This window comes from Priestia sp. BR_2 (assembly GCF_041954005.1).
Lineage (GTDB): Bacteria > Bacillota > Bacilli > Paenibacillales > Paenibacillaceae > Paenibacillus_AQ > Paenibacillus_AQ lautus_A.
Map to the genome: position 1 here is coordinate 1 of NZ_JAVFHM010000030.1, position 573 is coordinate 573.

The 573-nt window shown below is 36.8% G+C and carries 1 pseudogene; it reads right to left on the bottom strand.

Going from position 1 to position 573, the window contains the following annotated elements:
• Positions 1-253 precede the first annotated feature (253 nt).
• Positions 254-418: pseudogene (locus RB298_RS00365) on the bottom strand (recombinase family protein); the annotation flags it as partial.
• Positions 419-573 lie beyond the last annotated feature (155 nt).

The window sequence follows — 573 nt, forward strand, 5'->3', positions numbered from 1 at the left end:
TTTTTATATATTGTCCATTCCTGGTATGATTTGGATCCTTTTGATTTGTTTGCTGTCTCAGTCAATCCAATAAAATTTTCTCTGTAATTGGCGATTGCTTTTTGTTGTTCATAAGTGAGGATTTCAAAACCCTCCATTCTACTTATCTTAGCTAACGGAACAATGTGATCTGCATGTAATTTTCCATTTATTGTTTTGCCAGGGAGAGCTGGATCAGGAGTACCTATTAAATCATCAATATTCTTATTTACATCACTGTCGCTCCGCTAATTCCTTTATCTTCGTATATGTGAAGCAGTTGTAATTCATTCTCGTTACAGTACCGTTCAATTTCTTCTACTTGATACGCCAAGCTGTACCCTTCACGTACTTGTCCTTCTGTTGAAACTCGTACATAACCAACTACTTTCTCTTCCATATTGAGTCCCTTCCCGTTACAGCAATTACAATCCCTGTAACGTTTACCCGTTTTTTGCGGATAACGTGTGCATAACGTCCATCCGTTAAAACGTACTTTACGATGATTTCCAAAAATAATACAACCCTTTATTTTTTCCTCTACTATCGTCGTAC